This window comes from Streptomyces sp. NPDC017940, from assembly GCF_044328435.1.
Taxonomy (GTDB): domain Bacteria; phylum Actinomycetota; class Actinomycetes; order Streptomycetales; family Streptomycetaceae; genus Streptomyces.
In genome coordinates this window covers 411,631-437,156 of the sequence record NZ_JBIRHJ010000009.1, presented here as the reverse complement: position 1 = coordinate 437,156, position 25,526 = coordinate 411,631, and the positions used below count along the sequence as shown (strand labels likewise).

Sequence of the window (25,526 nt, the reverse complement as noted above, 5' to 3'; positions counted from 1 at the left end):
CCCCCAGGAGACCGACGTGGCCCGGCGCCCCCTCCCCCGCATCCTGAGCAACGGCGGCGACCGGATCGCCCGGGGCCGGGAACACCTCGCGCGCGGTCGCGAGCTGGCCCGGTCGGCCACCGACGGCGCCACCGACGTCCTCCACCCGCTGATCACGATCACCCGCGGGTTGCGCCGCCTCGCAGGAGCCGGGCGGCGCAAGTGGACCGGGACCCCCAAGGACCGGCGCGGCCCCCTGCTGTTCCTGGTGGCGTCCGTGTTCCTGGTGGTGGTCCTGATGCCGTACGGTCCGCTGCTTGCTGCCGTCTGCCTGATGGGGGCGGCCGCCTGGACGGGCCGCGAACACGCCGATGCGGCCCCCGCGGGGCCGGACGACGCGCAGGCCCAGCGCCTCCAGTCCCTCTACGAGGCGCTCGTACCGTACTTCTCCGTCCCCGACGACCCGAGTCCGCTGTTCGCCCACGGCGGCGCGTGGGACCAGGCCTTCACCGCGTACGAGTTCGACGACGACGGCCGCGTCGCGCGCCTGGAGGTGCGCTACCCCGCGTACTTCACCGACGGCGAGCCCGACGCGCGGGCGCGGATCGAGCAGGTCCTGCACGCCAAGTCGGGGCGTGGCCGCGAGTACCACTTCGCCTGGGACGAGGAGGGCAACACCCTCACCGTGACCGTGCTGCCGCCGCTGCCCACCGACATCGCCGCGCAGCGCTTCGTCACCGCGCCCGGCGAGACCGTGCTCGGCTTCACCGACCCGAGCGGTGTGCAGCGCACCCTGCCCGTGACCAACGGCGCCGCACAGCGCGACGTGCCGCCCGTCGTGTGGCGCACCGGCATCCGTTCCACCGAGCCGCACCTGCTGGTCCTCGGGCAGCCCGGCAGCGGCACCACGAGCCTGCTGCGCTCCATCGTCCTCCAGGCCCTCCAGTACGGCGACGCCGTCGTCATCGAGGGCAGCGGCACCGCCGACTACGCGTGCCTGGCCGGGCGTCACGGCGTGCTCGCCGTGGAGTGCGGGCTCGCCGGGGCGCTCGCCGGCCTCGAGTGGGCGGCGCACGAGACCGAGCGGCGGCTCATCGCGGTGAACCGTGCCCGGCAGGCCGGTCATCCGCCGCCCGAGGACGTCGGACGGCCGCTGTGGATCGTCCTCGACCGGCCGAGCGCCCTGGGCCATCTGGCCGCGGCGGACGGCCGGCAGGATCCGCAGGCGCTGCTCCAGGTGCCGCTGCGGCACGGGCGCGCCGCGGGTGTCACCGTCGTCGTGGCCGACCAGCTCGACTGCCTGGACGCCCTCAGCGACGTCGTGCACCGGCACACCCGCGCGCGCGTGGTGCTCGGTCCCGCCACGCTCGGCCAGGTCCAGGCCGTTCTGGGGGCGGCCCCCCACACCACTCCCGCGGTGGACATGCCCCCGGGGCGCGGCTACGCCCGGCTCGGTACCGGGCCTGTGCACCGCCTCCAGGTTCCGGCCACGCCCGACCCGTACGACGACGCCACCAGCGACGCCCATCGGCGCGCCGTCCTCGACCTGCTGCCCGGCCGTGCCGCCTCGGCCGATCCGGCCTTGACACCGGCGGCGGTCGCCGAGGGGTGAGCCCCGGCTCGTCCCTCGCGGTGCGCCCCAGTCCCACCCCTTCCCGAACCAGGGGCGCTGCGCCCCCTGGGCCCCAGCCCCTTGTCGGCGCTCCGCGCCTCGTCCTCAATCGCCGGACGGGCTCATGCGAGCCCGTGCGCGTCAGCGCGGAGAGGAGCCGGGCGCGGAAGAGCCCGTCCGGCGATTGAGGACAAGCGCGTCACCGCGGAAAAGGGCGGGCGCGGAAGAGCCCGTCCGGCGATTGAGGACAAGCGCGTCACCGCGGAAAAGGGCGGGCGGGGAAGAGCCCGTCCGGCGATTGAGGACAAGCGCGTCAGCGCGGAAAAGGGCGGGCGGGTGGGGAAGAGCCTGTCCGGCGATTGAGGACGAGCGCGGAGCGCGAGGGGAGGGCGGGCGGGTGGGGGAAGACGCTCAGGCCACGAACGTGTGTGGGCCCTCCGCCCCGGAGGAGCCCCCCGTGCCCGACTCCACCAGCCGCGCCGCCGCAGCGAGACGTGCCGCCGCCTCCTCCGCCACCGCGCCGCCGACGGTGAAGGGAAGACGCACATAGCCCTCGAAGGCGCCGTCCACGCCGAAGCGGGGACCGGAGGGCACGCGTACGCCCACGCGCTCGCCGACCTCGGCCAGGCGGGAGCCGGAGAGGCCGCCGGTGCGGACCCACAGCGTCAGACCGCCGCGCGGGACGTCGAACTCCCAGCCGGGCAGCTCCCGGCGCACCGCGGCGACGAGGGCGTCACGGTTGTCGCGGGCCTGCTCCCTGCGCACGTCCACCGCCTGCTGCCAACCGCCGGTGCTGAGCAGCCAGTTCAGGGCGAGCTGTTCGAGGACGGGGGTGCCGAGGTCGGCGTACGCGCGGGCCGCCACCAGGCTGCGGATGACATCGGGTGCGGCGCGCACCCAGCCGATGCGCATACCGGCCCAGAACGCCTTGCTCGCCGAGCCGACGGTGATGACGGTCGATCCGGCGGGGTCGAACCCGCAGACGGGGCGGGGCATCTCCAGGCCCTCGTCGAGGCGGAGTTCGCTCATCGTCTCGTCCACGACGAGGACCGTGCCCGCGTGCCGGGCAGCGTCGACCAGGCGGCGGCGCTGGTCGTCGTCGGCGAGCGCCCCCGTGGGGTTGTGGAAGTCGGCGACGACGTACGCGAGGCGCGGCGCCGCGTCGCGCAGGACCTGGCGCCAGCGGTCCATGTCCCAGCCGCCGAGGCCCTCGGCCATCGCCACGGGCACCAGGCGCGCGCCCGCCTCCCGCATGAGCTGGAGGATGTTGGCGTACGACGGGGACTCCACCGCGATGCGCTCGCCGCGGCCCGCGAAGAGGTGGCAGATCGCGTCGATGGCCCCCATCGCACCGGTGGTGACCATGATCTGTTCCGGCATGGTCGGTATCTCGCGCGCGGTGTAGCGCTCGGCGAGCATGGCGCGCAGCGCGGGCAGCCCCGCCGGGTAGTCGCCGTGGGTGTGGGCGTAGGGCGGCAGTTCCTCCAGGGCGCCCTGGACGGAGCGGGTGAGCCAGGGTTCGGGTGCGGGCAGCGCCGCGCAGCCGAGGTCGATCATCGAGCCGAGCGCTTCCGGAGGCAGGGGTTCGAGGCCGCGTGCGGGCAGCGGGTTCCCCGCCGGTACGGCGGTCCAGCTGCCCGCTCCCCTGCGGGACTCCAGGAACCCCTCGGTACGCAACGCCTCGTACGCCGCGGCGACCGTGGTCCTGCTGACGGCCAGCGCGACGGCCAGTTCGCGCTCGGCGGGCAGCCGGGCGGCCACGGGAACGCGCCCCTCCAGGACCAGGAGGCGGATACCGTCGGCGAGGGCGCGGTACGCGGGCGGGCGGCGGGTGCCTGCGCCCGCGGGGCGCGCCTGCTGGGAAGCGAGCAGCCGAGCGAGCTGGGTCGAGCCCACCGCTGATGTCCACTGAGCCATGATTCCAGTCCACCTTCATCGAATTGGCCATGGTTGGCGCCTTACGCCACGCCACAGAGTGTCATGAGTCAGGCCACTACCACCACGGGGGCTTCTTTTGTCCAGGACGACCACTCCAGAGGGGGCCACTCCGCGGCACCTCTCCCGCCGTCTCGTCCAGCTGTACGTCGGCCTCGCGCTGTTCGGCGCGAGCTCCGCGCTCCTGGTCCGTTCGGGCCTCGGCGTGGAGCCGTGGAACGTGCTCCACCAGGGCCTGGCGGAGCGGACCTCGTTGTCGATCGGCGTCGTGTCGATCTTCGTGGGCGTCCTGGTACTGCTCCTGTGGGTACCGCTGCGGCAGCGCCCCGGCCTCGGTACGGTGTCGAACGTCTTCGTCGTCGGCCTCGCGATGGACGGCACGCTCGCCCTGATGCCCGACGCGCACGGCCTCGGCGTCCGCATCCCGCTGATGGTCGCGGGGATCGTGCTCAACGGCGTGGCGACGGGCCTCTACATCGCGGCAAGGTTCGGCCCCGGCCCCCGCGACGGCCTGATGACGGGCCTGAACGCCCGCACCGGCCGCTCCATCCGCCTCATGCGCACCATGGTGGAGGTGGTGGTCGTGGTCACCGGCTTCCTGCTCGGCGGCACCGTCGGCGTGGGGACCGTCGCGTACGCCCTGGGCATCGGCCCGCTCGCCCAGTTCTTCCTGCGCCTCTTCGCCGTGCCCGCTCCGTCCGCGAGCCGTGCGGTGGCCACCGGCGAGCCGTCGGAGCGGGCAATACTGCAACGGTGACCACGCGCGTACGCCACCCCTACCTCGACCACCCGGGCCCCCTCGCCTTCGCCCACCGCGGCGGCGCGGCCGACGGCCTGGAGAACACCGCGACCGCCTTCCGGCGCGCCGTGGACGCGGGCTACCGCTACCTCGAGACGGATGTGCACGCCACGTCGGACGGCAGGCTGGCCGCCCTCCACGACGCGACGCTCGACCGGGTCACGGACGCCGCGGGGCGGATCGCGGACTTGCCCTGGAGCGAGGTGAGCCGCGCACGGGTCGCGGGCAGCGAACCGGTGCCCCTCTTCGAAGACCTGCTCCAGGAGTTCCCCGACGCCCGCTGGAACGTGGACGTCAAGGCGGAACCCGCCCTGCTGCCCCTCCTCGATCTTCTGGAACGCACCCGCGCCTGGGACCGGGTCTGCGTCGGCTCGTTCTCGGAGGCCCGCGTGGCCCGTGCCCAGCGCCTCGCCGGGCCGCGGCTCGCCACGTCCTTCGGTACGCGCGGCGTCCTCGGCCTGCGGCTGCGCTCCCTGGGGGTGCCCGCCATCCCCAGGATCTCGGCGGTGTGCGCCCAGGTGCCGGAGGCGCAGTCGGGCGTCCGGGTCGTCGACCACCGCTTCGTGCGCACCGCCCACGCGCGCGGACTCCAGGTCCACGTATGGACGGTCAACGACGCCGACCGTATGCACGCCCTGCTCGACCTGGGCGTCGACGGCATCATGACGGACCGCATCGAGACGCTGCGCGACGTGCTGAAGGACCGCGGGACCTGGGTCTGAGCCGGTACCCGTACGGCGTTCGGCGCGCGACGCGGGACACTCGGTGCGCGACCGGATTTAGCTTCTGGCGGCGAAGGCGGTAGTGTACGCGTTTGGCCTGCCAGGCGGACCGTTACTGCGCGCTGAGGAATCAGAGACGCTGGGTGACATCTGCTGCCAGATGTGACAAACCGGGCGCTGGTGGGTACAACAAGGGGCGGCATACGACGGCGACGCATGACCCTGAACGGGAATCTTTACCGCCGACCGGACGTTGACCGGATGACGACGACAGCGACACCTGTCCTGTGGGCGACAAGCCCGGGAGGCACGATTCATGAGTGAGCGAGCTCTTCGCGGCACGCGCCTCGTGGTGACCAGCTACGAGACCGACCGCGGCATCGACCTGGCTCCGCGCCAGGCCGTGGAGTACGCATGCCAGAACGGACATCGTTTCGAGATGCCGTTCTCGGTGGAGGCGGAGATCCCGCCGGAGTGGGAGTGCAAGGTCTGCGGGGCCCAAGCACTTCTCGTGGACGGCGACGGACCTGAGGAGAAGAAGGGCAAGCCCGCGCGTACGCACTGGGACATGCTCATGGAGCGCCGCACTCGTGAGGAACTCGAAGAGGTCCTCGAAGAGCGCTTGGCGGTTCTGCGGTCCGGTGCGATGAATATTGCGGTGCATCCGCGCGACAGCCGTAAGTCCGCGTAAGCGCGCTGGACCGCGGAGCGGAGACACGAGGGCGGGCCCACTGCTGTGCAGTGGGCCCGCCCTCGTGTTTGCCCTACCGCCGATGCGGCGCTGCCTTGCGGGGTTGCCGCGCGGCCTTGCCGCTTGTCGCGCTGCGCGCTCGTCCTCAAACGCCGGACGGGCTACAGATCCACCCCGAGCACTGCGCGCCTGTCCGCACGCGCCGAACGGCGGACAGGCCCCACGCGCCGCGCGCTCGTCCTCAAACGCCCGACGGGCTACAGATCCACCCCGAGCACTGCGTGCCGGGATTGGGGTCAGCGGGGTAGCTGGGGGTCGTCCGGGGTCCGGGAGGGTGTCGGCCCCGGCTCCGGGGGCTGGTCCTCGTGGATGACCTCGCCCTGGACCACCTTGCCGTCGGGGTGCCGCATCCGGGCCTGCTGGAAGGCGCCCCCGAACCCCCCGGGGGAAGCCGCCGCGGCCTCCCGCACCCTGCGCTCGAAGGCCCGCTCGGCACGGCGGCTGAGGACCTTCTGGAGCGGCGGCACGAGGAGGAGCAGACCGAGCGCGTCGGAGATGAGGCCGGGCAGGATCAGGAGCAGCCCGCCGAGCATGGTCCACGCGCCACCACCGCCGGAGTCCGCCGCGGGCTCGCCGCCGCTCTGCTGCTGCCGCAGCGCCTCGCTCAGGTTCTTGAAGGCGCGGCGTCCGGCCTGCTTGATGACGAGGGAACCCAGGACGAGCCCTGCCACCAGGAGCAGGAACACGGTCAGCCCGCCGGCGGCGCTCGCGACGACGGTCAGCAGCCAGATCTCCAGGACCAGCCACGCGACCAGGGCGAGCGGCAGGAACCTGAGGACCCGCGAGCGCCGGGGCCGGACGGGCTGAGTGGGAGGCGGTGCGCCAGTCGTCATGCTCCCAGTGTGCCTGGCCCCGCCTCAGGCCTGCATAAGAGGGTGATCGTTACCGGGGCTCGCCCGGGGGTCTGCCCTGCCGGGCGTCGGAGGACGGCTTGCCGCCGAGTACCTTGCCGACCCGCTCCCGCACACCCCAGGCGGTGACCCGCCACAGCGCCTCGGCGACGATGTCGCGGCTCATCTTGCTGTCGCCGAGCTCCCGCTCCACGAAGGTGATGGGCACCTCCACGACGTGGTAGCCCGCCTTGATCGCGCGGCGTGCCAGGTCGACCTGGAAGCAGTAGCCCTGGGACGCCACGTCGGCGAGGCCGAGCCCTTCCAGGGTCTCGCGGCGGAAGGCGCGGTAGCCGCCGGTGACGTCGCGCACCGGCACGTCGAGCAGCAGCCGCGAGTAGGTGGACCCGCCGCGGGAGAGGAACTCGCGGGACTTGGGCCAGTTCACGACCCGGCCGCCTGGCACCCAGCGCGACCCGAGCACCAGGTCGGCGCCCTTGAGGGCGGTGAGCAGCCGGGGCAGTTCCTCGGGCTGGTGGGAGCCGTCGGCGTCCATCTCGACCAGGACGCCGTAGCCGTGCTCGAGGCCCCAGGAGAAGCCCGCGAGGTAGGCGGCGCCGAGGCCCTCCTTGCCCTTGCGGTGCAGTACGTGGACGTGCTCGTCCTCGGCCGCGAGCTCGGCGGCGATCTTGCCGGTGCCGTCGGGGCTGTTGTCGTCGGCGACGAGGACGTGCGCCTCGGGCACGGCGGTGCGCACCCGGCCGACGATCGCCTGGATGTTCTCCGCCTCGTCGTAGGTCGGGATGATCACCAAGGCCTGGCCGAGCGGGCCGAACTGCCGCCCCGCATCCGCTGCTTCGCTGATCCCGCCGCCGTTGCTCACTACTGCCCCTTCGTTCGTACGCAGGGGACCACCATAGTGGCCCGGGCCTGGGGTGTTGCGACGGCGCGGTACGAAGGAGCGATCCTGCGGATCGGGCCCGGCGCCCTTCGGGCCGGCCTGGGACCCGCTGGCTGCGGATCGACCGAGAGCCGTTGTCTACTGAGCGTCCGGGCCCCACCCGGGTCGCACCTCCCCCGAGCTCCGGGGAGCAGGAGGGACGACCCCCTTCCGGCGGCTGCGTTCCCACGCCGAGGCGTCGAGGACGCTGGACCTGGCTCCCAGCGGCGGAGCGCTCGATGGCGCACCGCCCGTGATCCAGCGGCGTTCGACGCCTGCGGGCAGGGTCGCCGGTCGGACGTCCTGTGGTGGACGCGGCCGAAACTACCCGTCGACGGCGGCCGTCTGTCAATAGCCGTTTGACCTGCGGTGTTCGCGTAGATCAGCAGGTCAGTGGCGAGGCGGCCGGGGTCGGGCGACGCGCCGTGTGGCCCCGTTCGGAGCCGCGCCGCACCGCCGGCGTCACTCGTTGGGCCGTACGAACACCGTCCGCCCGCCGACCACGGTCCGCAGGCAGACGGGCAGTTCGGAGCCCGGGGTGAGGTCGGGCAGGCCGGGGGTGCCGGAGCGCGGATCGGTGGACCAGCGGGCGACCCGGTCGTCGGGGGCCTGGACGACGAGTTCGCCGGTGCGCCACACGGCGTAGTCGGCCGGTGCGCCGGGCACGAGGACGCCCGCGTCGTCGCGGCCGACGGCCCGCCAGCCACCGCGGGTGTGGGCGGTGAACGCGGCGCGTACCGACACCCGGTGCTCCGGGGTGCGGTGGAAGGCGGCCGCGCGGACGGTGCCCCAGGGGTCGAGCGGCGTGACGGGGCTGTCGGAGCCGAAGGCCAGCGGGACTCCGGCGCGCAGCAGGGCCGCGTACGGGTTGAGGGAACGCGCGCGCTCGGCACCGAGGCGCTGGGCGTACATGCCATCGTCGCCGCCCCACAGCGCGTCGAAGGCGGGCTGCACGGACGCGGTGAGGCCGAGTTCGGCGAACGCGGCGACGGTCTCGGGGGTCAGCATCTCGGCGTGCTCGACGCGGTGCCGTGCCGCGCGGATCCGGGCGAGCCCCACCGTCTCGGCCGCCGTGCGCATGCCGTCGACGACGGCCGCCACGGCGGCGTCCCCGATGGCGTGGAAGCCGGCCTGCATGCCCGCCTCCGTACAAGCCGTCACGTGGGCGGCGATGTCGCCCGCGGTCAGGTAGGAGTTCCCGCACGGGCCGTCGGCGGGACGCACCGCCGTCCCGGCGTCGCCGTGGGCGGCGCGCCCGGCCGCCCCCGCGCGGCCGTCCGCGTACCGCTCGCCGAGCCATGCCGTGTGCGAGCCGAGCGCCCCGTCCACGAAGAGGTCACCGGCCGCGCCCGCGGCGCCCAGCTCCCGGGCGCGGGCGACCCCTTCGGGCCCCTGTTCGGCCCAGTAGCCGACGACGCGCGGACCGGGCTCCGCCGCGGCGAGGGCGAGGAGCGCCGTGAAGTCGTCCTCGTCGGAGATGGTGGGCCCCCCGCACTCGTGCACCGATCCGATGCCGAGCGACGCGGCGTGCCGGAGCGCGGTCCGCTGGGCCTCGCGCCGCTGCGCGGGCGTCACGGCCGCGTGGGCGGCGGCGCGGACGGCGTGGTGCGCGTCGGCGGTCAGCGGCGCGTCCGCGTGGAACCCGGCCTTCTCGGTGATGCCGGGTACGAGGTCGAGGAGTGCGGTGGTGGCGACGGCGGAGTGCACGTCGATGCGCGTCAGATAGAGCGGGCGGCCGCCGGTGGCCTCGTCGAGCTCGACGCGCGTGGGCGGCCTGCCGCCGGGCCAGCGGGCGGCGTCCCAGCCGTGGCCGAGCAGCACACGGTCGTCGGGGCGTGCGGCGGCATGTTCGCGTACGAGAACGAGTGCCTCGGTCAGGCTCGCGGCGCGCGAGAGGTCGAGTCCCATGAGCGCGACACCGGTCGCCGTCGTGTGCACATGGGCATCGGTGAAGGCTGGGGTGACCAGGGCGCCTTCCAGGTCGACGGTTTCGTCGACGCCGTCGGAGAAGGCGTCGGCCGCACCCTCGGAACCGACCCAGGCGACATGCCCCCGCTCGATGACCATCGCGGTCGCGAAGGGGTCGGCGGGGCTGTGGACTTCTCCGCCGCGCAGCAGGACGGTGCGGTGCCCGCTCTCGGGCGTGGTGCGCTCGCTCATGGGGACCAGTCTCGCGCCTGGACGCGCACGGGCCGCCCGCGGGGTCCCCCGGGCTCCCGCCGGGTCAGATCCGCGGCGGCCGCGCCTCGTACGGCGTGGAGAGGCAGACGGTGGTGTGCGTGGAGACACCGGCGAGCGTACGCAGCCTCGCCAGCAGGTTCTCCAGTTCGTGCGGGGTCGCGACCCGCACCTTGAGCAGGTAGTTCTCCGCTCCGGCGACGCTGTGGCAGGCCTCGATCTCGGGGACTCCCGCGAGCCGCTCGGCGATGTCGTCGGGCGCGCTGGGGTCGAACGGCTTCACCGCGATGAACGCCGTGAGCGGCAGGCCGACGGCTTCGGGGTCGACGACCGCGGCGTACCCGCGGATCACCCCGCGCTGCTCCAGACGGCGCACCCGCTGGTGCACCGCTGACGTGGACAGGCCCGTGGCCTTGCCCAGGTCGGTGTAGCTCATCCGCCCGTCCTTGACGAGCAGCTGCACGATCTGTCGGTCCAGCTCCTCCATGCGCCGAACCTACAGGCCCCTTGATCCTCACCGATACCTGAACGGCGCGAGCAGCGCCGCCGCGCCCTCGCGGCTCGGTCGAGAAGCGCACGACCGCGCCCGTGCGCCCCGGCGCCCACCACCGCGCGGAGCGGCACCTTCGTCCGGCATGTGACGAACGCCACAGGCCTGTGGCCGTGTCCATCGGGCAGGAGCGATTACCCCCAGGACCGGGCGGGAAGTGCTTGCTGTGGTCGAGGCCGCAGTGCCTGGTCGGCCCACCCGAGGGGGAGATTCCCATGCAGAACCTGAAGCGCCCCGGTCGTTCCGCGCGCCGCAAGCAGGAGTCCGTCGAGCTCGAGCCCGCACCGGAGGGCGTCGAACAGACGGACGTCGCCGACGACGAGCTCGACGCGTACAACACCTTCGAGATGTACCGGGTGATCTGCCCGGACTGCGCCAAGACCATCGCGCTCCTGGCGGACGAGGACGTCCTGCCCGAGCACGCGCTGTGCGCCACACCGTGGAACCCGTTCGGACTCACCGTCTGTGCGGGCACCGGCCGCCCGGCGGCCGAGGCCGAGCCCGCCGACGAGTCCCTGGAGGCACAGGAGCAGGACACCTCACTGCTCCTGACGCTCCCTCAGGGCCTGGACTGGCGCACGCAGCCGTTCTCGCACGTGGGCGGCCCCGGCTCCCGCCCGATGCGCGTGCCCCGGCAGCCCGGCCGCGCGGCCGCCTGACACCCGGCGGCGGCCCCCACCCGAAGTCGCCCTGCACCATGGCCGCGAGCCGGTCTTGGTGCAGGATCAGGGGTGACGCCGAGGCCGAGGATCAGCAGTGCCCGGCCCCGGTGGTCGGACAGCTGGAAGATGCAGCGGTCGTACGCGTTGCGGTCGCCGGTCGCCACGTGCCGCATCGACAGCGGCACCTGGTGCACGGGGTACTCGTCGAGCGGTACGGGACGATCGGAGCGGTCGGGTGGCACGGCGCACCTCCCCTGCGCGCAGGGGAGTCGGCATCGGCCAGGCGGGCGGCAGGCCCCGGCGTGGAGGTGACGGTACGTCAGCCGCCGTGCGGGGGCCCGGCGCACGCCCGCCCGAATGCCACCGGAGGCGCCGGCACGTCGCGCCGTGTGCGCCGCGCCCGGACGGGGCATGAACGCACGCACGATTCGACCCGACGGTGACCTGGCCCCGGCGCGGCCCGTTGGCCCGGCATGACCACTCCCACGCACGCTCCGGCCAACTACCGCAGGCGCCCTCTGTCACCTGCGGGCACGCCCGGTCCCAGTACCGCAGAATCGGTTCCTCACCGGTCGGAATCGGCTCCGCATCGGCCTCAGTACACCCACTACACACAGCCGCCGCACTATGCGCCGCCGCCCCAGTACACGCAGCCGATGTCCTCGGTCCCTCCCCCTCCGGCGCCCGTCCCGCAGCAGGACCCGCCCATCTACCGCGCCCTGCTGCGCCACTGGGCCGAGGGCGGCCGGACGCTGCCGGGGCGCCACGACCCGGAGTGGGTCCGCCTCGCGGCGCCGACCGTCCGCAGCGGACAGTTCGGCGGGCAGTACCCACCCCGGCCGGGCGGACAGTACCCGTCAAGGCCCGGGGGGCAGTTCCCTTCGGGGCCCGGCGGAGAGTTCCCTTCGGGGCCCGGCAGGGAGGGCGGCTTCGGCGCGGCCCCGGGCGGTGGCTTCGGCCCGGGCCCCGACGGGAGCTTCGGGGCGGCGGGCGCGGACGCGCGGTTCGGGGTGTACGGAGGTACCGCGTTCGGGTCGGGCGGCGACGGGGGCGGCCGGTACGGCGGCAATGGAACCGACCGGTACGGCACCGGCGCCGACCGGTACGGCACCGGCGCCTTGGGAGACGTCACGCCCGGCCCGGACCGGGAGCACCGGTTCGCACCGGACGGAGGCCTGGTGTCCGCAGCGGACCGCGGCCAAGCATTCGCAGCGGACCACGGCCAAGCATTCGTACCGGACCGCAGCCAAGCATTCGCAGCGGGCCACGGCCAGGCATTCGTACCGGACCGCGGCCGGGCCTTCACCCCCGTCCGGGAGCAAGTCGTCACGCCGGTCCGGGGACAGGACCGCGCACCGATGCGTGCGCAGCCCCTCGGGTCCGACCGGAGACAGGCGCCGGCCGGGCACGATCTGAGCCAGGCGTTCGGGCAGGCCCGGGGGCAGGCGTCGCTCGGGCGGACCCGGGACCGGACGCGCGGGCAAACCCACGACCAGGCGTTCCGGCCGGTCCCCGCCGCGCCCGGCGCACCGGGCGCGACCCTCGTCCCCGGCGCCGTCGGCGCGCCCCGCGCCGCGACCCCCGGCCTCAGCGCGTCTCGGGCCCCGCGAGATGGCGTGCGATGACCATGCGCTGAATCTGGTTCGTGCCCTCGACGATCTGGAGCACCTTGGCCTCGCGCATATAGCGCTCCACGGCGAAGTCGACCGTGTAGCCGTAGCCGCCGAGCACCTGCACGGCGTCCGTGGTCACCTTCATCGCGGTGTCCGTGCACAGCAGCTTGGCCATCGCCGCCTGCTTGGAGAACGGCCTGCCGGCGTCCCGCAGCCGGGCCGCCGAGAGATACAGGGCCCGGCCCGCCTCGATCTGCGTCGCCATGTCCGCGAGCATGAAGCGCAGCCCCTGGAAGTCCGCGATGGGACGGCCGAACTGCCGCCGCTGCGTGGCGTACGTCAGCGCCTCGTCGAGCGCCGCCTGCGCCACGCCGATCGCGCACGCCGCGATGCCGAGCCGCCCCGAGTCGAGCGCCGAGAGCGCGATCGCGAAGCCCTGCCCCTCCTCGCCGATGCGCCGCGCGTCGGGCACCCGTACCCCGTCGAAGTGCAGCTGGGCCGTGGGCGAGCCCTTCATGCCCATCTTCTTCTCCGGCGCCGCGGCCGTGAGCCCCTCGGCGTCACCGGGCACCAGGAAGGCCGTCACGCCGTGCGCGCCCTCGCCGCCCGTACGGGCCAGGACGGTGTAGAAGTCGGCGATGCCGCCGTGGGTGATCCACGCCTTCGTACCCGTGATGATCCACTCGCCGCCGTCACGCACGGCCTTGGTGCGCAGCGAGGCGGCGTCGGAGCCGGAGGAAGGCTCGGAGAGACAGTAGGCGCCGAGCAGGCCGCCGCCCAGCATGTCGGGCAGGTGCTCCGTCCGCTGCTCCTTGGTGCCGTAACCGGCGAGCCCGTGGCAGGCGAGGGAGTGGACGCTGACGCCGAGGCCGACGGTCAGCCGCGCGGCGGCGAGTTCCTCGAGGACCTGGAGGTACACCTCGTAGGGCTGGTCACCGCCGCCGAACTCGGAGTCGTGGGTGAGGCCGAGCAGGCCGGACTCGGAGAGCAGTGCGAAGAGTTCGCGGGGGAAGCGTCCCGCTTCCTCCTCCTCGGCCGCACGGGGCACGATCTCGCCCTTGATCAGCTCACGCACGAGTGCGAACAGATCCCGGGCTTCTTCGGTGGGCAGATGACGCTCGACCGGCTGTGCGGATCCCTCAGGCATGGCGCTCTCCTCTCCCTGTCGGGCGCTTCAGCGGGCTCGCGCTCAGGGTGTGGCGCCGCCGCCGGGGACACTGCCACGCCGATGCTGTCCTTCCGGATCGCGGAAGCGGCTGACCAGCGACTGTGGCGCGTTGAGTATGCCCGATCGGCGGCATGGCGTCACGGGTTCACGAGCGGTCCGGCTGATCTTCATCGAGCTGTGTCCGGTTGCGCGGCCCTGCTCGACCGCCGCACGAGGGTTGGTCCGAACCATTGACGCATTGGTCTAGTCCTTCTAGAGTCCAGCGGCACAAGACGTCTTCGCGTTCATGCCAATGCACCACGCGACGGTCAGCGGCCCCTCGACGGGCCGCCACGACAGCCGCCCCGCTCCCGGCGCAGGGGCGCGAAGCCATCCGCAGGTCCGGCACCACCCCCACATGCTCCCCTCTCCCCCCCACGAGGAGACTGCGATGCCACAGTCCAACCGTCCCCGCGCCCGCTTCAGGGCGCTCCTGGCCACCACTTGTTGCGCCGTGCTCGGCGCGGGTCTGCTCGCCGGCGCGGGCACCGCGGCCGCCGACCAGAACGCCGGTGCCGCCAGGGCGACCACCGCCGAGGCCGACGCCAAGGCGGGCTCACGCGTGGTCGGCTACTTCACCGAATGGGGCGTCTACGGCCGGAACTACCACGTCAAGAACATCGCGACGTCCGGTTCCGCCGCCAAGCTGACGCACATCAACTACGCCTTCGGCAACGTCCAGGGCGGCAAGTGCACGATGGGCGACGCCTACGCCGCGACCGACAAGGCCTACTCCGCGGGCGACAGCGTCGACGGTGTCGCCGACACCTGGGACCAGCCCCTGCGCGGCAACTTCAACCAGCTGCGCAAGCTCAAGCAGAAGAACCCGAACCTGAAGGTCCTCTGGTCCTTCGGCGGCTGGACCTGGTCCGGCGGCTTCACCCAGGCCGCGCAGAACCCGGCGGCCTTCGCCCAGTCCTGCTACGACCTGGTCGAGAACTCCAAGTGGGCGGATGTCTTCGACGGCATCGACATCGACTGGGAGTACCCGAACGCCTGCGGCCTGAACTGCGACACCAGCGGGCGCGCCGCCTACAAGAACCTGATGTCCGCCGTACGCGCCAAGTTCGGCTCCAAGAACCTGGTGACCGCGGCCATCCCGGCCGACGCCGCCCCCGGCGGCAAGATCGACGCCGCGGACTACGCGGGGGCCGCCCAGTACGTCGACTGGTACAACCCGATGACGTACGACTTCTTCGGCGCCTGGGAGGCCAAGGGCCCGACGGCACCGCACTCGCCGCTGAGCTCCTACCCCGGCATCCCCAAGGCCGACTGGAACTCGCAGTCGACGATCGCCAAGCTCAAGGGCCTCGGCATCCCCTCCGACAAGCTGCTCCTCGGCATCGGCTTCTACGGCCGCGGCTGGACCGGCGTCACCCAGAAGGCGCCCGGCGGCACCGCGACCGGCCCCGCCGCGGGCAAGTACGAGCAGGGCATCGACGACTACAAGGAGCTGAAGACCAAGTGCCCGGCCAACGGCACGGTCGGCGGCACCGCGTACGCGCACTGCGGCAACAACTGGTGGAGCTACGACACCCCCGCGACCATCGCCGGGAAGATGAACTACAAGAACCAGCAGGGCCTGGGAGGCACGTTCTTCTGGGAGCTCAGCGGTGACACCGCCAACGGTGAGCTGATCAAGGCCATCAACTAGCGGTAGCCGCACGACAGTCGTGGGGGCGGGAGCCGGCGGGCTCCCGCCCCCTCGTCATGCCCGCGCGGCCGGTCGCGGAGCCCTGCCGTCCGGCGGCGGCGCGTCGTCGAACCGCGGCGGCGCGTCGTCGAGCGGCGGGGCGGGCAGCGACGGCTCGACCTCCTCGATGACGCCGAGCGTCGCCCGCAGCGTACGCACCAGGATGTCGCGGACGGTGTCGCGCTCCAGCGGTCCCGCCGGCTCCTGCGGCCCCTCCTGCACGCCGGTCCAGTCGGGTTTCGTACCGATCCAGTCGAGCGTGACCCCCTCGACACTGCACAGCCAACCGAGCAGGGCCAGCCGCACCAGGGGTGGGATGTCCCTGCGGCCGTAGGCCGTCTCGGCGATGGTGCCGATCATGGCTTCGCGCACGCCGTCGCGGATGGCGTGCACCTCGGTGTCGAAGCCGACGCCGCCGCTGACGATGGCGCGGTACGCCGCCTGATGGTGCTCGGCGTAGCGCAGATAGCCGTCGATGGTGCGGTGCGCCCGCTGCGTGGGCGGCAACTCGGTGTCGCTGCCCGCGCGTTCGACCAGGTCGGCGACGGAGTCCTCGATGATCGCGAGGTAGTAGCCGCGTTTGGACTTGAAGTAGTAGTAGATCAGCCCCTTGGCGACGCGCGCCTGTCTCGCGATGTCGTCCATCGACAGCGCGTCGTAGGACGTGTCGGCGAACAGCTTGCGGCCGATGACGATGAGTTCGGCGCGGCGCGCCACTGAGCGTTCGGTGCCGCGCGCCTGCGGGCGGCCCGCGTCGGGGGAACGATCGGTACCGCGCTGTTGACTATTATTCAATATCGGCCCTAGTCTCCAACTGCCTCAGGATCAGCCGCAGTATGGCAGACCGCTGCCGCCTGCCCGGCCGGGCCGGCTCCCGCCCGGGCCCCCGACGGCGCCCTGCCACGCACACTCCTTACGCACACGCACTCTCCTTACGCACACGCACTCCCCTTACGCACCGGACGACGTACGGGAGGACCCAGTGAGCACAGCGAAGAGATCCCTGCGCGAGGGCAGGACCAACTGGAGGAAGACAGCCGTCGTCGCGCTGCCCGCGGTCCTCGCGGTCGGAGCGATGGCGTCCGTGATGGCCGAGGGCGCGCTCGCCGCGTCCTTCGCGGTCAGCGGCACCAGCTTCCAGGTCTCGTCGGGCAAGCTGACCAGCCAGGGCCTGTCGAGCTTTGTACAGATCGACCGCGACGTCGACGGCAAGGGCCACCCCGTGGCGCTGCTCGGCATCGGTGACGCGACGCTCTCCGACATCTGCCAGGCCGCCGAGGTCAAGACGCCGATCGGCACGGTGGTGTTCAAGCTGATGGCGGGCGGCGACGCGGGCAACGTCACCGCGAGCAACCTGATCATCGACGGTGAGGACCTGGTGGGCGACGCCCGCTTCGGCACCGCGCAGATCGGCCGGGACGCCTCGACGCTCGACGAAGTGCCGGGCGTCAAGGGCGAGAGGGGCAAGTTCGGCCTCCAGGCCGGTGACATCGAGGTGGCGAAGGTACGGTCGCACGCCTGGTCGGCCACCGGTGGCAACTTCCGGCTCAAGGGCATGAAGCTGGACGTGAGCCTCGGCGGCGAGAAGTGCTTCTGAGCGGGCCGGGCGCCCCGCGCGCCGGGGGGTGGCTCGACGAGCGGCTGCCGCTGCGGGACGCGCGGCGCGTGCTGCGCAGATGGCGGCGCACCCGCCCCTTCTGGGGCGGACTGCTGCTGATCCTCGGCGGCGCCGAACTGCTGCTCGTCCCGCTGTCGCCGCTGACGGTCCTGGTGAGCCTCGGGCTCGGCGGGATCGCCGCGATCGGCATCGGGATCGCCCTGATGGTCGCAGGTCTCTTCCTGTGGCTGCTGCCGCACGCGCACCACTACGTGTCCGTGAACGCCCTGATCCTGTCGGTGCTCTCGTTCGCGGCGACGAATCTCGGCGGTTTCCTCATCGGCATGATCCTGGGCATCGCGGGCAGCGCGATGGGCTTCGGCTGGACACCCGTCGCCGACGACGCCCGGGACGGCGCCGGGCGCCCCCGGCTGCGCGACGGGCAGGGCACCCGGACCCTGGCCGTGCTGCTTCCCGTGGTGCTCGCAGGGACGGTCCTGTGGGGCGCCGTCCCGGCGAAGGCCGCGCCCGGCGACGCGGCGGTCGTGGCGGCACGGACGCCGCCCACGGTCACCACGACGCTGTTCGCGCCGCGCGGCTTCATCGTGGCGGGGGTGCGCGACATCCCGACCGCGGACGGGCCGATGAAGGTGATGGTGCTCCGGATGAACGCGGCCTCGCTCACCGACTACCGCCTGACGACCCGCGACGGCAGCCGTGAACTGTCCCTCGGCGCCGACACCCTGGACCTCAGCGGCAAGGTCACGCTCTATCTGACCAAGTTCAAGGGCTGCATCGAGGGCATCCTCTGTCTGACGTTCACGCCGGACCGGCTGCCGGTGCCGCCCCTCGTCCCGCCGTTCGTCTTCATGACGGAGGTGAGCGCCGAGCAGGCACTCGTCACCTCCGACTCCATCGTGGCAGGCGGCTTGCGACTGGGGGCGCGGGCGTGATCCAGATCCAGGCCGCGCTGTTCTGGGCGTACGCGGCGGGCGCGACGTTCGCTCTCGCCGCCGCCCGCCAGCTCCAGGTGTGGGAGCGGATCAACGCGGGTGAGGGCCCGCGCACCCGCAGCCGTGCCGCCAACCCCTATCTGGCCCTGACGGTGCTCTTCGCGGCCGTCCTGATGGTGCCGACCGGCCTGTTCCTGCTGTGGCAGAACCCGTCCTGGGCGACCATGCACGTCAGCGGCGGGCACGAGGGCGTGTGGGCGGGCTTCGTGCTCTTCTACGCGGGCGGCGTCCCGGTCGCCGCGATCCTCGGGTTCCTGGGGTCCCAGGTCCTCGTCCTCGTGGGCGCGGGCTACTGGGCGTACCTGAACTGCGTCGGCGGGTACTTCCTGCTGTTCGGGACGCTGGTGCACGGGTGGGACGGCAGGGGCTACGAGCGGTTCCTGTCCCCCGGCGCGCGCGACTGGGCGGACTGGCCGCAGGACAGCGTGGTCAACAACGCCCTGGACTTCCTGACGTCCGGCACGTTCCTCGCCCTCGTGGTGTTCGGCGCGGCAGTGATCGGCACCATGGTGATGACGGAGATCGGCTGGCTCCTCGAGGGCTGGTCGCTGCCCGGCGCGGAGGAGGACCGCAAGGTGCACCCCGTCCTGGCCGTGGCGATCGCGGCCGCCGGGGTCCACGGCCTGCCCTTCGTCGGCGCCGTCACCGCGAGCGTCCTGGTGCGGCTGCTCGGCGGCTGGCTCGGCCTGCCGCTGTTCGCGGTCGTCGCGGGGTTCGTGCTGCTCCCCGGGCGGTCGCCGGTGCGCAGGCTCTACGGCTCGGTGGGGCTCCCGCACCGGCACTGGCGCGCGGGCCAGGCCGTGGATCCGGCCGCGGGCACGGACGGCGCGTCCGGTCCCGGTGGTGGGACCGGGCTCACAGCAGACCGACCTGGCTGACCAGCATCGCGAGGACGACGACGAGGGTCCATCCGGCGAGGTGCTCAAGGACGTTCGGGCCGTCCTCGGGGCCACCCGTGCGGGCCTCGGTGCGGACTGCGGTGGCGGAGGTCGCGGTCATATGGCTACTCGCTGACGTATCTCGGCGGCGCCGGGCCTCTTCCGGCCGCGGCGGCAGTGGACGTTCCCCCCACTGGGTCCTACCACCATGCCAGCCGTACCCGGAATCGTGAGCGAGACGTTGGTCACGCACCACCACAACTGCGGCGGACCGCCGTGCGTCTAAGACGGCGTACGTCCCGCGCAGCATCCGACCGAAAGGTTTCCGATGAGCACGATCAGGACGCCCCGCGGAGCGCGGCTCGCCCTCGCGGCGGCCGTGACGGCGGCGGCCGCCCTCACCGGACCGGTCTCGTACGCCACGCCCGCGGCCGCGGAGAAGCCGACGCCCGGCGCACCCGGACTCGGCGACCCGATGTTCCCCCTGGACGGAAACGGCGGCTACACCGTCGACCGCTACCTCCTGGACTTCGACTGGCAGGCCCCGAGGACCCCGTTCGCGGCGACGGCCACCGTCAAGGCCACCGCGACCCAGTCGCTCTCCCGCTTCAACCTGGACTTCGGCGGCAACACCCTGCACCGGGTCACCGTCGACGGCAAGACGGCGGGCACCGCGCGCGAGGGCGACGAGCTGACGGTCACGCCCAAGTCCCCGCTGCCCGAGGGCCGCCCCTTCACGGTCAGGGTCAGCTACACCGCCGACCCCACCCAGACCCGGCACCGCGACGACGCCATCGAGGACTACGGCTGGATCCCCACCCCGGACGGCACGGTCGTCTATCCGCAGCCCAACGGCGCCCGCCTGATCTTCCCCGCCAACGACCACCCGAGCCGGCGCGCGCCGATCACCTTCCGGATCACCACGCCCAAGGGCCTGACGGCGGTCGCCAACGGCAAGCTGACGGCCAGGAACGAGGTGTCGGGCGACCGGGTGCGCTGGACGTACGACTCCGAGCAGCCGCTCTCCACCCAGCTGGTGCAACTGGCGGTCGGGAAGTTCACGACGGTCGAGAGCACGGGGCCCGGCGGCCTCCCGCTGCGCGACGTCGTCCCGGACCACCTGGTCGAGCCGACCGCGAAGTACCGCGCGCTCACACCCGGTCATCTGACCTGGCTGGAGAAGAAGCTCGGCACGTACCCCTTCCACCGCTACGGCGTCCTCGTCGGCGACACCGACCTCGCCGTCGCCCTGGAGACCCAGACCCTCTCCCTCGTCCCCAAGGCCGACCTGCTCGGCACGCGGGTGGACGCCGAGCGGAACCTCGTGCACGAGCTGGCCCACCAGTGGTTCGGGGACAGCGTCGCCCTCGCGGGCTGGTCCGACCTGTGGGTCAGCGAGGGCCACGCCCGGTTCTACGAGCGCATGTACTCCGAGGAGCACGGCGGCGACAGCTTCGAGGCCGCGATGAAGGCCGCGTACAAGGCCCACGACCAGTGGCGCCGCGACTTCGGCGCGCCCGCGGAGCCCACCGAGCCCAACCTGTTCAAGCGCATGCGCTACGACGGTTCGGCGCTGGTCCTCTACGCGCTGCGCGAGAAGGTCGGCGACGCCGCGTTCCAGAAGATCGAACGGGCCTGGGTCACCGAGTACCGCGGGCGGACCGCGAGCACCGAGGACTTCGTCGCGCTCTCCTCACGGGTCGCGGGCGAGGACCTGACCGGCTTCCTGAAGCCGTGGCTGTACGGGCCGAGGACACCGCCGATGCCGGGCCACCCGGACTGGGTGGTCGACCCGGCGACCTGAGCGGGAGCCCCGTCCCGCGCCGCCCTGCCGTGAACGGGCCCGCCGGGACGGGGCCCGCCCCCGTCAGCGCACGCCGACCGCGGCGAGCGCGCGCACCTGCTCCTTGCCCGGGTGCGCCGGGAAGTACAGGTAGCAGACCCCGCCGGTCCCGGAGACCACCGTGCCCTGGGAGTTCTTCCGCTTGGTGCGGAGCCAGACGTTCTCGAACTCCCGCCGCCGGTAGACGCGCCGGACCGCGGGGTTGCTGGGTGAGGCCGGGTCGTTGGCGATCACGTCGCCGCTCGCGGTGAAGCCGATGACGGTCATCAGATGGCCCGCGGTGCCGTAGCCGGCCCCGGTCAGCTCCTCCTTGAGGAAGGACTGCGAGGTGATGGCCGGGATGCCCGCCCGGATCAGCGTCTCCAGGTCGGTGAGCGAGCCGAGCCGGGTGACGACGGCCTGCATGTCCTTGTACGTGGCCGCGTAGGCGGCGTTGAACGGCCAGTTCCCGCAGCCGCCGTACTGGTGGTCGTAGGTGAACCGGGCCGCGTGGCACACCTGCGGGTCGGCGTACGCCGGGTCGACCCAGGCCAGTTCGCCGGCCGTCGGCTCGCGTCCCCAGTACTCCAGGATCATCTGCGACGACGTGGGACTGCACCAGGCCTCGCCCCCGTTGTCGTACTCGGGGTACTGGCCCTTGTGGATCTCCTGCGAATAGCGCGGCACCGTCAGCTCCCGCGCGAGGCCGGGCGCGGAGGCGGGCACCGTGAAGCGGTCGGGCACCGCGGAGGCCATCGCGCCGAGCCGCCACACGGTGGGGGTGCTCGTGCCGCCCGGCTCGCGGTACAGCGTCAGGCGCAGCCGGTACGCGACCACGCGCAGGGTGCCGGTCGTGTCGTCGACGGACAGGGTGTCCGTCCACACGCTGGTCCTGCCGTCGCTCTGGTCGTCGACGGAGGTGCGCCGTATCACCGGGGCCCGCGCGTCCTGCCGGTCGTCGCCGGAGTTCCAGCGGCCGAGGACGTACCAGGGCGAGGTGCCGCCGTCGGAGTACGACGCCTCGATCTCGACCTGGATCCAGGTGCCGGTGGGGGTGCGGGCGTTCCAGGAGGCGATGGCCTCCGTCGCGGGCACGGCGCACCGGTGCGTAGGCCCGGTCCACTCGGCGTACTCCCAGGTGGCGGTCCTGCCGGTGTGCGGGTCGGTGTACTCCCTCGTTCCCGCGGGGGCCGCGATCTCGATGCCCGGCCGGCCCTTGGCGACGGTGCGGGTGCCGTTCGCCGTACCGGCGCCCCAGTCCTTGCGCGAGGTCCAGAAGCGGTTGTCCACCGTGCGCTCGGCCCGGGACGTGCGGGGCGGGCGGCGGTGGGCCGCCGGGGCACCGCCGGACGGGGACGCGTGGGCGGCGGTGGCGGCGGTGGCCGTCGCGGCCACCGCCGCCGCGCCCGCCGCGGCGGCGAGGAGTCTTCTGCGGGACATGTCTTCAGCTCGGTCCATGGACGGGAACCCCCGGTCGATGGTTTCCGGTCGCAGCCGGACGTGGATGGTCAGGTGCACGACAGTGCGCCAACTATGGCCGTCGGCTGTCGGGTCCGCCAGCGTCGCGACCCCGTCGACGTCCACCAATATTGGCCTCTACCACTGGTATGACCTGGGACGGCGCGCTGAATCGCACACATGGACCACAGTGGGCACCGCCCGCACCCGCGGCCCGTAGGCTGACCGGCGATGACCGGAAAGCCCCGCCCCATGCCTCCCTCGTGCCCCACTCCACTCCCCCGGCTCGCCGGTGCCCTGCGCCGTCTGCCGCCGTCCTGCGGCCCGGTCCGCCTCGTCGCCGTCGACGGGCACGCGGGCTCCGGCAAGTCGACCTTCACCGCCCGGCTCGCCGAGGCGCTCGGCGGCGCCCCCGTGCTGCGACTCGACGACCTGGCGAGTCACGACGCGCTGTTCGACTGGACGGAACGGCTGCGGCGGCAGGTCCTGGAGCCGCTCTCCCGCGGCGAGACGGCGCGCTATGCGGCGTACGACTGGCACGAGCGCCGCTTCGGCCCCGCCGACCGCCCCCTGCCGGCCGCTCCCGTGGTCCTGATCGAGGGTGTCGGCTCGGGTCGGCGCGCACTGCGCCCGTCCCTGGCGGGGCTGCTGTGGATGGACCTCCCCGAGGACGCCTCCTGGGCGCGCGGGCGACGGCGCGACGGACCCGCCCAGAGCGCCTTCTGGGACGGCTGGGAAGCAGCGGAGCGACGACATTTCGCCGAAGACCCGTCCCGACGGCGCGCCCACTTGCTCGTACGGGAGTTGCCAGAGGGATACGAGGTACTGCCGGGACCCGCCGAGGGAGCGACGGGGCCCCAGATCGTCACTCAGGGTGAAGGCCCATCGGCAGTGCGCTGAACCTCCGGAAACTCACTTCCGGACGGTGTGGCCAGTTTCCGCAGGCGCCCCAACTCGGCTTGACCGGGGGGCCTTACAGGACTTACGTTCTCAATGTGCGGCCTTTCGGGTCGCCGACAGACGCGAAGCCCCCGGTTGTTCCCCCGTGATCGGGGGCTTCGTTCTGTCCCGCGGACCCTTTTTCCGAGCGCCGCGAGCCGTCGAACGCTCACCCTGGGTCACCGTCGGGCCCGGGCCCGAGAGACCCCCAGGGCGGCCCGCACCGACCATCCCGGGCTGCGGCACCCTACGGCCGAACCCCGCCACGCAGGTACGATGCCTCTCGGTGCGACTTCGGACGGCGGTTACGCGCACCGAACCAACTCCCGTCCACAGCACGGCGGTTCTGCTCAGTTGCCGGCGGGCACCGGCCCGGTGGTACACAAACGGGGGCACGGTTTGTGGGGGACGTGATGGACTTCGGCACGCAGGGCGCTCCGGCCCCGGCCGACCTCGCCTGGCTGCGCGGGGTCGACGCCTACACCATGGGCGCCTATCCGCAGGCCGAGGAGGAGTTCCGGGCCGCGGTGCGGATGGACCCGGGCATGGCCGACGGCTGGCTCGGGCTGCACGCGCTGCGCGTCGACACGACGACGGCGCTCCTGCGGATGTTCCAGCACCGGGACCGCTTCGGCGAGCAGCGCGCCCGCCACGCCCGCACCCTCAACTCCTGGTACTGGCTCGGCTGGTGGGTGCAGCCGGTCCTCGAGTCCACCCGTGACCTGCTGCTCGCGCACGCCTCGCACTGGCTGGACGGACGCCATGTGCCCGAGCTCGACCGGGCCCTCGCCGGACTTCCGCCCGTGGACGCCGACGTACAGGTGCGCTTCCTGCACGCCTGCCGCGCCTACCTGGTCAAGGACTGGGAGCAGCTGGTGCGGCACACCGAGCCGCTGATGGACGACCCGATGCTCGGCATCGAGGCGGGCCTCTTCGGCGGCATGGCCCGGGTGCGCCTGGAGATGTACGGCCAGGCCGAGCCGCTGATCTCCGCCGCCCTGATGCGGTGCCGCAGCGAGCAGCCGCAGCGCAAGGAGCTGCGCTACTGGCTGGCCCGCGCGCACGAGGGCACCGGCAGGACCGCCGCCGCGCTGCCCCTCTACCGCGCGGTGCACCGGGTCGACCCCGCGTTCATGGACACCTCCGCGCGCCTCGCCGCCATCGCCGAGGGCGACGGGTACGACGACGGCACCGACCTGGCCGCCCTCACGCTCACCGGGGTGGGCCAGGACGCGCTCGACGGGCCCGACGGCGTGGACGCGCTGTTCGGCACCGAGGGCCGCGACCTCAAGGTCACCGAGCCCGAACTGCCGTCGGGCGGCGGCCCCTCCGACGCCGACCGGGTGCGCGAGAAGGCCGTCATCCCCATCAAGCCCGCGTCCCCGCAGCTGCCGTCCGGGCCCACCGACCCCGCCCTCCTGGAGCAGGCGCTCGCCGAGCTGGAGCGCATGGTCGGCCTCGAACCCGTCAAGCGCCAGGTCAAGGCGTTGTCCGCGCAGCTGAACATGGCGCGGCTGCGGGCCGCCCAGGGGCTTCCGGTGCAACCGCCGAAACGACACTTCGTCTTCTCGGGGCCCTCCGGCACCGGCAAGACCACCGTGGCCAGGATCCTCGGCCGGGTCTTCTACGCCCTCGGGCTCCTCGGCGGCGACCACCTCGTGGAGGCGCAGCGGGCCGATCTGGTCGGCGAGTATCTGGGGCAGACCGCGGTGAAGGCCAACGAGCTGATCGACTCGGCCATCGGCGGTGTCCTGTTCGTCGACGAGGCGTACTCGCTGTCCAACACCGGGTACGGCAAGGGGGACGCGTACGGCGACGAGGCGCTTCAGGTGCTCCTCAAGCGCGCCGAGGACAACCGCGACCACCTCGTGGTCATCCTCGCCGGCTACCCCGAGGGCATGGACCGGCTGCTCGCCGCCAACCCCGGGCTCTCGTCCCGCTTCACCACGCGGGTCGACTTCCCCTCGTACCGACCGCTCGAACTCACGGCGATCGGGGAGGTGCTCGCCGCGGAGAACGGTGACGTGTGGGACGAGGAGGCGCTCGACGAGCTGCGCTCCATCAGCGGGCACGTGGTCGACCAGGCGTGGATCGACGAGCTGGGCAACGGGCGCTTCCTGCGGACGCTGTACGAGAAGAGCTGCGCGTACCGGGACCTGCGGCTCTCCGGCTATCCCGGTACGCCGACCCGGGCCGATCTGTCGACGCTGCGGCTGCCGGACCTCATGCAGGCGTACGGGGAAGTGCTCTCGGGGCGGGGCCCGACGGACCTGACGGGACCCTGACCCCGACGGACCTGACGGGGCCCTGATCCCGACGGACGCGGACGGCGGCCGGTCCGCCGGGCG

At 73.0% G+C, this 25,526-nt stretch carries 22 protein-coding genes; 13 read left to right on the top strand and 9 right to left on the bottom strand.

Annotated elements, in window-relative coordinates; translation table 11 throughout:
* Positions 1-16 precede the first annotated feature (16 nt).
* On the top strand, positions 17-1,591 hold the full coding sequence (locus ACH4DX_RS30510; protein ID WP_398157475.1) for a hypothetical protein: 1,575 nt from the start codon (positions 17-19) through the stop codon (positions 1,589-1,591).
* A gap of 411 nt (positions 1,592-2,002) precedes the next feature.
* Here the strand turns inward: ACH4DX_RS30510 and ACH4DX_RS30505 are convergent, their stop codons facing one another.
* On the bottom strand, positions 2,003-3,508 hold the full coding sequence (locus tag ACH4DX_RS30505) for a PLP-dependent aminotransferase family protein (protein ID WP_398157474.1): 1,506 nt from the start codon (positions 3,506-3,508) through the stop codon (positions 2,003-2,005).
* A gap of 97 nt (positions 3,509-3,605) precedes the next feature.
* Here ACH4DX_RS30505 and ACH4DX_RS30500 point away from each other — a divergent pair, with 97 nt between their 5' ends.
* The 3 genes from ACH4DX_RS30500 to ACH4DX_RS30490 all read left to right on the top strand — a co-directional run bounded on the left by ACH4DX_RS30500 (position 3,606) and on the right by ACH4DX_RS30490 (position 5,738).
* Complete coding sequence (locus ACH4DX_RS30500) at positions 3,606-4,283, top strand: YitT family protein (protein WP_398157473.1); 678 nt, start codon at positions 3,606-3,608, stop codon at positions 4,281-4,283.
* Entirely contained in the window at positions 4,280-5,047 is a 768-nt protein-coding gene (locus tag ACH4DX_RS30495) for a glycerophosphodiester phosphodiesterase (RefSeq protein WP_398157472.1), read from the top strand. The genes ACH4DX_RS30500 and ACH4DX_RS30495 overlap by 4 nt, the downstream gene beginning before the upstream one ends.
* Before the next feature lie 316 nt (positions 5,048-5,363).
* A complete protein-coding gene (locus tag ACH4DX_RS30490; RefSeq protein WP_030360404.1) occupies positions 5,364-5,738 on the top strand; it encodes an RNA polymerase-binding protein RbpA in 375 nt (124 codons plus the stop codon).
* Between the two features lie 296 nt (positions 5,739-6,034).
* Here ACH4DX_RS30490 and fxsA read toward each other — a convergent pair whose 3' ends face one another.
* From fxsA to ACH4DX_RS30470, 4 genes are all read right to left on the bottom strand, one after another.
* A complete protein-coding gene (gene fxsA / locus ACH4DX_RS30485) occupies positions 6,035-6,631 on the bottom strand; it encodes an FxsA family membrane protein (protein ID WP_398157471.1) in 597 nt (198 codons plus the stop codon).
* A gap of 49 nt (positions 6,632-6,680) precedes the next feature.
* Positions 6,681-7,511 (bottom strand): polyprenol monophosphomannose synthase, encoded by an 831-nt coding sequence (locus ACH4DX_RS30480; protein ID WP_398157470.1) that lies wholly within the window; start codon positions 7,509-7,511, stop codon positions 6,681-6,683.
* Positions 7,512-8,030: 519 nt separating this feature from the next.
* Positions 8,031-9,728, bottom strand: coding sequence for an amidohydrolase (locus ACH4DX_RS30475; RefSeq protein ID WP_398157469.1), 1,698 nt, complete (start codon positions 9,726-9,728; stop codon positions 8,031-8,033).
* A gap of 64 nt (positions 9,729-9,792) precedes the next feature.
* On the bottom strand, positions 9,793-10,233 hold the full coding sequence (locus ACH4DX_RS30470; protein WP_030560539.1) for an Lrp/AsnC family transcriptional regulator: 441 nt from the start codon (positions 10,231-10,233) through the stop codon (positions 9,793-9,795).
* 278 nt (positions 10,234-10,511) lie between these two features.
* Here ACH4DX_RS30470 and ACH4DX_RS30465 point away from each other — a divergent pair, with 278 nt between their 5' ends.
* Entirely contained in the window at positions 10,512-10,955 is a 444-nt protein-coding gene (locus ACH4DX_RS30465) for a hypothetical protein (protein WP_398157468.1), read from the top strand.
* 659 nt (positions 10,956-11,614) lie between these two features.
* The gene (locus tag ACH4DX_RS30460; RefSeq protein WP_398157467.1) at positions 11,615-12,583 is read left to right on the top strand and encodes a hypothetical protein; all 969 of its coding nucleotides are present in this window, start codon (positions 11,615-11,617) and stop codon (positions 12,581-12,583) included.
* Here the strand turns inward: ACH4DX_RS30460 and ACH4DX_RS30455 are convergent.
* Positions 12,546-13,718 carry an acyl-CoA dehydrogenase family protein gene (locus ACH4DX_RS30455; protein ID WP_398157466.1) on the bottom strand — a complete coding sequence of 391 codons (1,173 nt, stop codon included), beginning with the start codon at positions 13,716-13,718 and terminating at the stop codon, positions 12,546-12,548. The genes ACH4DX_RS30460 and ACH4DX_RS30455 overlap by 38 nt on opposite strands.
* 451 nt (positions 13,719-14,169) lie before the next feature.
* On the opposite strand from ACH4DX_RS30455, the gene ACH4DX_RS30450 reads away from it, so the two are divergent.
* Positions 14,170-15,432: a glycoside hydrolase family 18 protein gene (locus ACH4DX_RS30450; protein ID WP_398121847.1), complete on the top strand. Its 1,263-nt coding sequence runs from the start codon at positions 14,170-14,172 to the stop codon at positions 15,430-15,432.
* Between the two features lie 54 nt (positions 15,433-15,486).
* Here the strand turns inward: ACH4DX_RS30450 and ACH4DX_RS30445 are convergent, their stop codons facing one another.
* A complete protein-coding gene (locus ACH4DX_RS30445; RefSeq protein WP_398157465.1) occupies positions 15,487-16,266 on the bottom strand; it encodes a TetR/AcrR family transcriptional regulator in 780 nt (259 codons plus the stop codon).
* A gap of 187 nt (positions 16,267-16,453) precedes the next feature.
* On the opposite strand from ACH4DX_RS30445, the gene ACH4DX_RS30440 reads away from it, so the two are divergent.
* Genes ACH4DX_RS30440 through ACH4DX_RS30430 form a run of 3 tightly spaced genes read left to right on the top strand, consistent with a single transcriptional unit; the run spans position 16,454 to position 18,959 of the window.
* Complete coding sequence (locus ACH4DX_RS30440) at positions 16,454-17,068, top strand: DUF6230 family protein (protein WP_398121845.1); 615 nt, start codon at positions 16,454-16,456, stop codon at positions 17,066-17,068.
* The gene (locus ACH4DX_RS30435; protein ID WP_398121844.1) at positions 17,059-18,021 is read left to right on the top strand and encodes a DUF6114 domain-containing protein; all 963 of its coding nucleotides are present in this window, start codon (positions 17,059-17,061) and stop codon (positions 18,019-18,021) included. The genes ACH4DX_RS30440 and ACH4DX_RS30435 overlap by 10 nt, the downstream gene beginning before the upstream one ends.
* On the top strand, positions 18,018-18,959 hold the full coding sequence (locus ACH4DX_RS30430; protein WP_398121843.1) for a hypothetical protein: 942 nt from the start codon (positions 18,018-18,020) through the stop codon (positions 18,957-18,959). The genes ACH4DX_RS30435 and ACH4DX_RS30430 overlap by 4 nt, the downstream gene beginning before the upstream one ends.
* Here ACH4DX_RS30430 and ACH4DX_RS30425 read toward each other — a convergent pair.
* Positions 18,937-19,080, bottom strand: coding sequence for an SCO1431 family membrane protein (locus ACH4DX_RS30425; RefSeq protein WP_398121842.1), 144 nt, complete (start codon positions 19,078-19,080; stop codon positions 18,937-18,939). The two genes, ACH4DX_RS30430 and ACH4DX_RS30425, sit on opposite strands and share 23 nt — an antisense overlap.
* Positions 19,081-19,287: 207 nt before the next feature.
* Between ACH4DX_RS30425 and ACH4DX_RS30420 the strand changes: the two genes are divergently transcribed.
* A complete protein-coding gene (locus ACH4DX_RS30420; RefSeq protein WP_398121841.1) occupies positions 19,288-20,763 on the top strand; it encodes a M1 family metallopeptidase in 1,476 nt (491 codons plus the stop codon).
* A 63-nt stretch (positions 20,764-20,826) separates the two neighbouring features.
* On the opposite strand, the gene ACH4DX_RS30415 is transcribed toward ACH4DX_RS30420, so the two are convergent.
* Positions 20,827-22,239: a peptidase C39 family protein gene (locus ACH4DX_RS30415; RefSeq protein ID WP_398157464.1), complete on the bottom strand. Its 1,413-nt coding sequence runs from the start codon at positions 22,237-22,239 to the stop codon at positions 20,827-20,829.
* A gap of 231 nt (positions 22,240-22,470) precedes the next feature.
* Between ACH4DX_RS30415 and ACH4DX_RS30410 the strand changes: the two genes are divergently transcribed.
* The gene (locus ACH4DX_RS30410) at positions 22,471-23,139 is read left to right on the top strand and encodes a uridine kinase (protein ID WP_398157463.1); all 669 of its coding nucleotides are present in this window, start codon (positions 22,471-22,473) and stop codon (positions 23,137-23,139) included.
* A gap of 452 nt (positions 23,140-23,591) precedes the next feature.
* Positions 23,592-25,463, top strand: a complete 1,872-nt coding sequence (locus tag ACH4DX_RS30405) for an AAA family ATPase (protein WP_398157462.1) — start codon at positions 23,592-23,594, stop codon at positions 25,461-25,463.
* The last annotated feature ends 63 nt before the right edge of the window (positions 25,464-25,526 follow it).

What these genes read in the sequence shown, in the direction of transcription:
- ACH4DX_RS30505 (WP_398157474.1), bottom strand. Translation starts at nt 3,508, where the DNA reads ATGGCTCAGTGGACATCAGCGGTGGGCTCGACCCAGCTCGCTCGGCTG.
- ACH4DX_RS30490 (WP_030360404.1), top strand. Translation starts at nt 5,364, where the DNA reads ATGAGTGAGCGAGCTCTTCGCGGCACGCGCCTCGTGGTGACCAGCTAC.
- fxsA (WP_398157471.1), bottom strand. Translation starts at nt 6,631, where the DNA reads ATGACGACTGGCGCACCGCCTCCCACTCAGCCCGTCCGGCCCCGGCGC.
- ACH4DX_RS30475 (WP_398157469.1), bottom strand. Translation starts at nt 9,728, where the DNA reads ATGAGCGAGCGCACCACGCCCGAGAGCGGGCACCGCACCGTCCTGCTG.
- ACH4DX_RS30470 (WP_030560539.1), bottom strand. Translation starts at nt 10,233, where the DNA reads ATGGAGGAGCTGGACCGACAGATCGTGCAGCTGCTCGTCAAGGACGGG.
- ACH4DX_RS30465 (WP_398157468.1), top strand. Translation starts at nt 10,512, where the DNA reads ATGCAGAACCTGAAGCGCCCCGGTCGTTCCGCGCGCCGCAAGCAGGAG.
- ACH4DX_RS30460 (WP_398157467.1), top strand. Translation starts at nt 11,615, where the DNA reads ATGTCCTCGGTCCCTCCCCCTCCGGCGCCCGTCCCGCAGCAGGACCCG.
- ACH4DX_RS30455 (WP_398157466.1), bottom strand. Translation starts at nt 13,718, where the DNA reads ATGCCTGAGGGATCCGCACAGCCGGTCGAGCGTCATCTGCCCACCGAA.
- ACH4DX_RS30450 (WP_398121847.1), top strand. Translation starts at nt 14,170, where the DNA reads ATGCCACAGTCCAACCGTCCCCGCGCCCGCTTCAGGGCGCTCCTGGCC.
- ACH4DX_RS30425 (WP_398121842.1), bottom strand. Translation starts at nt 19,080, where the DNA reads ATGACCGCGACCTCCGCCACCGCAGTCCGCACCGAGGCCCGCACGGGT.
- ACH4DX_RS30420 (WP_398121841.1), top strand. Translation starts at nt 19,288, where the DNA reads ATGAGCACGATCAGGACGCCCCGCGGAGCGCGGCTCGCCCTCGCGGCG.
- ACH4DX_RS30415 (WP_398157464.1), bottom strand. Translation starts at nt 22,239, where the DNA reads ATGGACCGAGCTGAAGACATGTCCCGCAGAAGACTCCTCGCCGCCGCG.
- ACH4DX_RS30410 (WP_398157463.1), top strand. Translation starts at nt 22,471, where the DNA reads ATGACCGGAAAGCCCCGCCCCATGCCTCCCTCGTGCCCCACTCCACTC.
- ACH4DX_RS30405 (WP_398157462.1), top strand. Translation starts at nt 23,592, where the DNA reads ATGGACTTCGGCACGCAGGGCGCTCCGGCCCCGGCCGACCTCGCCTGG.